This window comes from Planktothrix sp. FACHB-1355, from assembly GCF_014748295.1.
In the GTDB taxonomy this organism is placed as follows: Bacteria; Cyanobacteriota; Cyanobacteriia; order Cyanobacteriales; family Aerosakkonemataceae; genus Aerosakkonema; species Aerosakkonema funiforme_A.
Genome location: NZ_JACJUP010000234.1, coordinates 1 through 7,253 on the forward strand (window position 1 = coordinate 1; position 7,253 = coordinate 7,253).

At 44.9% G+C, this 7,253-nt stretch carries 3 protein-coding genes and 1 pseudogene; 2 read left to right on the forward strand and 2 right to left on the reverse strand.

The genetic code is table 11. The annotated features are described in order from the left end of the window. Nucleotides 1-532 (reverse strand): annotated as a pseudogene (locus H6S82_RS12340) (hypothetical protein); the annotation flags it as partial. Nucleotides 533-1,168: 636 nt separating this feature from the next. Here H6S82_RS12340 and H6S82_RS12345 point away from each other — a divergent pair. Continuing rightward, entirely contained in the window at nt 1,169-3,379 is a 2,211-nt protein-coding gene (locus tag H6S82_RS12345; RefSeq protein WP_190468169.1) for a polysaccharide biosynthesis tyrosine autokinase, read from the forward strand. 60 nt (nt 3,380-3,439) lie between these two features. Here the strand turns inward: H6S82_RS12345 and glpK are convergent, their stop codons facing one another. Then, a complete protein-coding gene (gene glpK / locus H6S82_RS12350) occupies nt 3,440-4,939 on the reverse strand; it encodes a glycerol kinase GlpK (RefSeq protein WP_190468172.1) in 1,500 nt (499 codons plus the stop codon). A gap of 287 nt (nt 4,940-5,226) precedes the next feature. Between glpK and treZ the strand changes: the two genes are divergently transcribed. Next, nucleotides 5,227-7,047 carry a malto-oligosyltrehalose trehalohydrolase gene (gene treZ / locus H6S82_RS12355; RefSeq protein ID WP_190468237.1) on the forward strand — a complete coding sequence of 607 codons (1,821 nt, stop codon included), beginning with the start codon at nt 5,227-5,229 and terminating at the stop codon, nt 7,045-7,047. Nucleotides 7,048-7,253 lie beyond the last annotated feature (206 nt).

The window sequence follows — 7,253 nt, forward strand, 5'->3', positions numbered from 1 at the left end:
GACCGTATGCAACCAGAAAGCGAGCAAAAATATTTTTCTGCAAAAAAGGCCCCCGCCAGCATCCCGCATTAAATCCGGTTTCTACTGCGGCTCCCCGAAATGCTAGGGAATACAATAAACTAAATACGGCGGCAATACCGACGGCGACGGCAAATATGCGGACTAGCTCTTTGACGCTAAAACGGGAAGCCAAGTACAACCCAAACAAGGTGGTCAGCAACATTAATCTACCTTGTTTTTGGGATATGTCTGGAAAATCAGACCACATAAAAGAGCTGACAACAATTATCATCAAACCCCACATAAATGGGTCTCTTAAAGCCGGACGGATAACAGTTTTTAAGCGTGCTAGAAGTAGGCAAATAGTGGCTCCGTAAGTGAGATACCTTACGACTGAAAATATTTTGTCGAACGGGGAAGAAACTGAAGATTCTCCCGAATCGGAGCCATTGTAATAGCTTGCTATGCTTAATACTCCTGTGAAAACTAGCAAGGCGAAAATTGCCAATCTCTTTTCCAGTACGGGATTCACAACTTTAGCTGATGGTAAACAACTTTTGGGTTAATCTTGAGTTTTTATGGCTATGCGATCGCCGCTACTTAACAAGTTTTTACATTATTTCTTGTTTTTTCAGTCGTTAGTCTGAGCTATAGGCCGGACAGCCGTCAGTCAGGAGTGGAATTATTCCGCACCACGATAACACAATATAGGGCACGTCACCAGGTACGCGCAATCGATTCTACCCACTCTGGGTGAGGGGGAAGCGAAGCTTGCACTGTAGCCTATATGAGGTTGCTGAGGTTGCTTCTTATGTGTGCCAACAAAGGAGATAGGCGGAGCGAACCCACGATCGATCGACTAAATTTTAGATTGACTGGATTAGACATCTCCTCCAAAAGAATCTCAAAGGGCAGGCAGAATGCCTACCCCACAATAATTTTTGAAGATGTCTATTGTACTGTATTCAGTTCGGACATATACAATAAAAGCATTACCAATGCAGTTAAAGTAGTTTTTCTCTAGGAATACGATCGCTCGCTACGCACAAATCAACTCATCTAGGCTGAGCCAAAAAGCTTACAGCCACAAGAATCCCAGAATCCTACGGCGACCGTGCTATCTGTCCTTACCAAAAATTTCCCAACGTTCTCTCTCGATCGCACTTTTATGGAATCTAGACAATACACCGAAGACATAGATCTTAAAAAATACTGGCTTATCCTCAGACGCCGCTGGTTGCCATCAGGGCTGGTATTTGTGCTTGTTGTTACACTCGCTACCGCAGCTGCTTTGATTAAAAAGCCTAATTACGAAGCCGCAGGAAGGCTTTTATTTAAAAAGAAAAATACGACTTCTTCCCTAGTAACCGAGGCGGGAGAAAAAATCGGACAATTGGATACTCTAAACATGATGAATACACCTGTGGACACAGAAGCCCAGGTACTTCTTTCGATGCCAATTATCCAAAAGACGATCGAGTCGCTCAACCTCAAAGATGCACAAGGTAAATTTATACCGCCAGCAGCCTTTTTAGTAGGGGTGGGTGTGAAACCAATTAAGGGAACTGATGTTTTGCAGGTTACCTATAAAAGCAGAGATCCCAAGCAAGCCGCAGATGCAGTTAACCAACTGATGAATGCCTACGTAGAGATGAATATACTCACAAACCGAGCTGAGGCGGCGGCGGCGAGGGAGTTTATTGCCAAGGAGTTACCGAAAGTTCTCGCTACCGTTCGTCAAGCAGAAGCAGCTTTACGCAAATATAGAGAACAAAACAACATTGTGGCTTTGCAACAAGAAGCTATTATGGCTGTGGACGCTATCACCGGTATAGACAGACAACTTACCACAGCTCAGGCTCAGCTTGCAGATGCAACGGCGCGAGCTTCGGAAATTCAGAAAAAGATTAATTTGACTTCTCAGCAAGCTGTAAATCTCAGCTCTGCGAGTCAGTCTACGGGAGTTCAGCAGACATTAGAAGAACTCCAAAAAGTGGAAGCTCAGCTGACTCTGGAGCGCACTCGCTTTCAGGAAACGCACCCTCTGATAATTGATTTGGTTGATAAGAGAAATTCCCTCAAAGCTCTGCTACAGCAACGGGTAGGAGAAACTCTAGGCAAAGACGTACCAGTATCCAACGGGAATTTACAATTAGGCGATGTTAAACAAAAACTGACTGAAGATCTTGTCACTACAGAAGCGGAACGTTTGGGTTTGCTCAATCAAGTAACTAGCCTCAGTCGCGCCAGAACTGCTTACCAACAACGAGCTAGTGTTATACCCAAATTGCAACAGGGGGAAAAGGATCTAGAACGGCAAGTAGAAGCGGCTCAAGCTAGCTATCAGATTCTGTTAAAGAATTACCAAGAAGTACAAATTGCGGAAAATCAAAATGTCGGTAATGCTCGCGTGATTGAATACGCTAGCATTCCTGGAATGCCTGCTGATGATAAGAGAAAATTAATTATAGCTGCGGGAATTGTGGCAGGCGCAATGCTTTATGTAGTTACTGCTTTCCTTTTCGATTTGGCAGATCCATCGCTGAAAACTGCGAAAGAGGTGCGGGAAATATTCAAATATACCGTGCTGGGAATGATTCCTTCTTTTAAGAAGAAAATGCGGTTTCGCTTTGGCAAACACGATCCGATCGTACCGCCACTTCCGGTTCAAGACTCTCCTCATTCCATTATCAGCGAAACTTACCGAATGCTTCAGGCTAACCTGAAGTTTCTCAGTCCCGATCGCCCTTTGAAAGTTATTGTAGTCACAAGTTCTGTTTCCAAAGAAGGGAAATCCACAGTTTCGGCTAATTTGGCGACAGCAATGGCGCAATTGGGACGCCGGGTGTTGTTGATCGATGGGGATCTGCATCATCCCATCCAACATCACATTTGGGATTTAACTAATGTGGCGGGATTGAGCGATGTAATTGTCGGTCAAGCTGATGTGAAAATGGCTGTAAAATCGGTGATGGATAACCTCGATGTGCTGCCATCTGGAGTCATACCTCCCAATCCCTTGGCACTTCTGGATTCTCAGCGGATGACTTCTTTAATTGCGGATTTTTCCACGGATTATAATTTCGTAATTATCGATACGCCTCCCCTGGTACTTGTGCCGGACGCTCTCAGTTTGGGTAAATTGAGCGATGGTGTTTTAGTCGTAGTTCGTCCGGGTGTTTTGGATGCTGTGAGCGCTGCTGCTGCTAAGAGTTTTTTGGTGCAATCGGGTCAGAATATTCTCGGTTTAGTAGTCAATGGCGTGATTATCGAAAACGAACCGGACAGTTACTTCCACCACGCACGAGCATACTATCAGGAGTCTACCACCTCGAAAGTGCCTGCGTCGAGAAGTGAGAACGTTAGTTCGCGATCGTAATAGCAGAGGAGTGGGGGAGTGGGGGAGTGGGAGAGTGGGAGAGTGGGGGAAAACTACTCGTTACTCTGTCCAGTGTTTGGCTCTTTCTACTGCTTTTTGCCACTTTTTGTAGTTCGCTTGTGCTTGGGTGGCTCCTTCATCAGGGTGAAAAATTCGATCGACTTCTCGACTGGCGGTTAGTGTTGTATAATCTGGCCAGAAACCAATTGCCAAACCGGCAGCAAAGGCGGCTCCTTGTGCGGAAGCATCGAGAATAACGGGACGTTCTACTGGTATGCCTAATACATCGGCTTGCAATTGCATTAAAAAGTTATTTTGACAAGCGCCCCCGTCTACTTTTAACATATTTATATTGGTATCGCTGTCTTGGTTAATTGCTTCTACGACTTCTTTGACTTGAAATGCGATCGCTTCTAATACCGCCCTCACCATATGTTCTCGCTGCACTCCGGCGGTAATGCCGAAAAATGCTCCCCTCGCAGTCATATCCCAGTGGGGCGCACCCAATCCGCTTAAAGCTGGTACAAAGTAAACGCCGTTGTGATCGGTTACCCGTTGCGCCATCATTTCTGTATCGCTAGCGGCAGTAATTAGTTTAATGCCATCCCGCAACCATTGTATGCAAGCACCTGTGGTGAAGATACTTCCTTCAATGGCATAACCGGCTTTATTTGTTTGTGTCCAAGCTATTGTGGAGAGGAGTTGATTGTGCGATCGCGCTATCTTATCCCCTGTATGGGCAACTAGAAAGCAACCTGTGCCGTATGTGCATTTCAATAAACCGGGCCGATCGCATCCGTGAGCGAACAACGACGCCTGTTGATCTCCCAAAATAGCAGTTATCGGAATCGAAACTCCTAATATTTCCGGTTGAGTGTAACCGAATAATCCCAAACTCGGCTGAATTTTCGGCAACAAATGAGGGGGAATTCCAAATATTTCTAATAGTTTATCATCCCACTTTCTCGTTGTCAAATTCATCAACAAAGTGCGGCTGGCATTGCTATCATCGGTGGCGTGAACTTGTCCGCCTGTGAGATTCCACAATATCCAAGCATCAATCGTGCCTGCTAAAATATGATTCAAATCGATGGGTGGATATTCCCGTTGAATATATTCAAGTAACCAAGCTAACTTAGTGGCAGAAAAGTAAGCATCTAAAATTAATCCTGTGCGCTGATAGATATCTTCAGCATGACCTTGCTGCTTGAGACGATCGCACATCGGTGCAGTCCGTCTATCTTGCCAAACTATGGCATTATACAACGGTCGCCCTGTCGTTTTATCCCACAACAAACAAGTTTCTCGCTGTACCGTTAGTCCTATGGCCGCTACTTCTGTTGCAGCTATTCCCGCCTTCTGCAAAGCAGTTTGCATCGCCCAACAGGTATCTTGCCAAATTTCTCTGGGGTCGTGTTCTAGCCAACCCGGTTCCGGATAATATTGAGTCAATTCTTTATATGCCGAATTGACAATTTTACCTTCTTTATCAAAGATAATCGCTCTATTTCCGGTGGTGCCGAGATCGAGGGCGAGAATGTAGGATTTTGAATTGTTCATTAGAGGCTTTTGTTAAAGGTATTTAATTAGACATCTCCAGAAAAGAATCTTAAAGGGCAGGATGCCTACCCCACAATAATTTTGGGAGATGTCTATTGTAGGTGGGGGTTTGGCAGCGCTCCGAAGGATATGCTTTCGGAATTATACCTAAAGAAAGAGGTTAACTATCTGTTTATTCGGGAAAATCGGCAAGAAAGTTTTCTGGGCTGGGATCTGATTGTTTGCCGATAAATTTGAAACGAGAATTCTAAAAATTTACTATGACACAAGAGCAAGCGGCATTGAGGATGAAAATTGGCTCGAATTATCTGGGTAAGGGTCGTTGCGAATTTACCGTTTGGGCACCTTATCTTCAAGAGGTAGCCGTACAAATTATTTCACCAGAAGATCGCCTTATTCCAATGGTACAAGACGATCGCGGATACTGGAAAGTAACAGCTGAAGATGTCGAGCCGGGAACGCTCTATTTTTATAAGCTGGAAGGTTCTCTAGAAAGACCAGATCCAGCATCGCACTTTCAACCGGAGAGCGTACATGGCCCTTCTCAGGTAGTCGATCGCAACACGATGCAGTGGAACGATCGCGAGTGGTCTGGCGTTCCCCTGGAAGAAATGATTATCTACGAATTGCACGTCGGTACGTTTACTCCCGCAGGGACTTTTGATGCCATTATTCCCCGACTCAAGGAACTGCACGAACTGGGAGTGAATGCGATCGAAATTATGCCGATCGCGCAATTTCCAGGCAATCGCAACTGGGGCTATGATGGTGCCTATCTCTATGCGGTGCAGAATTCCTACGGTGGCCCAGAAGCATTAAAGGAACTCGTGAATGCCTGTCACCAGCAGGGTATAGCGGTAATTCTCGATGTCGTTTATAACCATTTTGGCCCAGAAGGAAACTACATCGGTAACTTTGGCCCTTTCTATACAGCCACCTACAAAACGCCTTGGGGCAATGCGATTAATTTTGATGATGCTCGCAGCGAAGGTGTGCGTAATTTCTTTATCGAAAATGCGCTGTATTGGTTTGAAGATTATCACATTGATGCCCTACGTTTGGATGCAGTCCATGCGATTTACGACTTGGGTGCCAAACACATTCTCTACGAACTTTCGGAAAGGGTGGATGCACTTGCCGAGCAGCTGGGTAAGAAACTTTATTTAATTGCGGAAAGCGATTTAAATGATGTGCGGGTGATACGCGATCGCTCTTTAGGCGGTCATGGCATTCACGCTCAGTGGAGCGACGATTTCCATCACACCCTACACACATTGCTAACGGGTGAGAATATTGGCTATTACAAAGATTTCGATAAGTGCGAATATCTGGCAACAGCCATCAAGGAAACTTTTGTTTATTCCTGGAAATTTTCCCCGTTCCGACGGCGATATCATGGCAGCGATGCTAGAGATTTTCCCGGCCACCAATTTGTCGTTTGCATCCAAAATCACGACCAAGTAGGCAATCGAATGCTCGGTGAAAGATTGTCGAAGCTGGTTTCTTTTGAAGCTCTCAAATTAGCTGCTGGCACTCTCTTGCTTTCACCTAATATTCCCCTACTTTTTATGGGGGAAGAGTATGGTGAAGAAGCGCCTTTCCTCTACTTCATCAGTCACACAGACCAAGTGCTAGTTGAAGCGGTCAGAAACGGCAGAAAGGAGGAATTTAAAGATTTTCACCTGGAAGGAGAGTTTCAAGACCCCTTCAGTTACTTGACTTTCTTTAAGTCCAAACTGAAATGGCAAAAACGCCAAGAAGGGAAGCACAAAGTTCTCTTAGAACTTTATCAGTATTTAATTCAGTTGCGCCGCACGCTTCCCCCTCTGAAAAAGCTAGACAAGCAAAATTTAGAGGTGTCGTGCAATGAAACAGATAAACTGGTGCAAGTTTGTCGTTGGAGTGATAAAAGTCAGGTATTTTATGTGCTGAATTTCAACGATAAAGAAGTTAGTTTTAAAGCTGCTGCTAACAGCGGTAATTGGCACAAGGTTCTAGATTCTGCCGATGAAAAGTGGATGGGTACTGGCTCCACTTTACCAGAACTATTTGCAGGGGAGGAGAAATTGACAATTCAGCCACAGAGTTTCGCACTATTTAGTTTGTAGTGGGGAGTAGGGTGCGTTCCGGCACCTTACAATATTTTTAGGCTGTTTGGGGTTTATGGTAAAAAATTTTCGCTTTTATTACAGATGAATGCGATCGATGGGTTAAGGCACAGTTCTTTAACGATCGGTTTTTTCCGCTCACCGATCGCCTGTGTCTAACCTACTCTACACTTGAATATAATTTTCAGCTGCAAACTGCTATATAC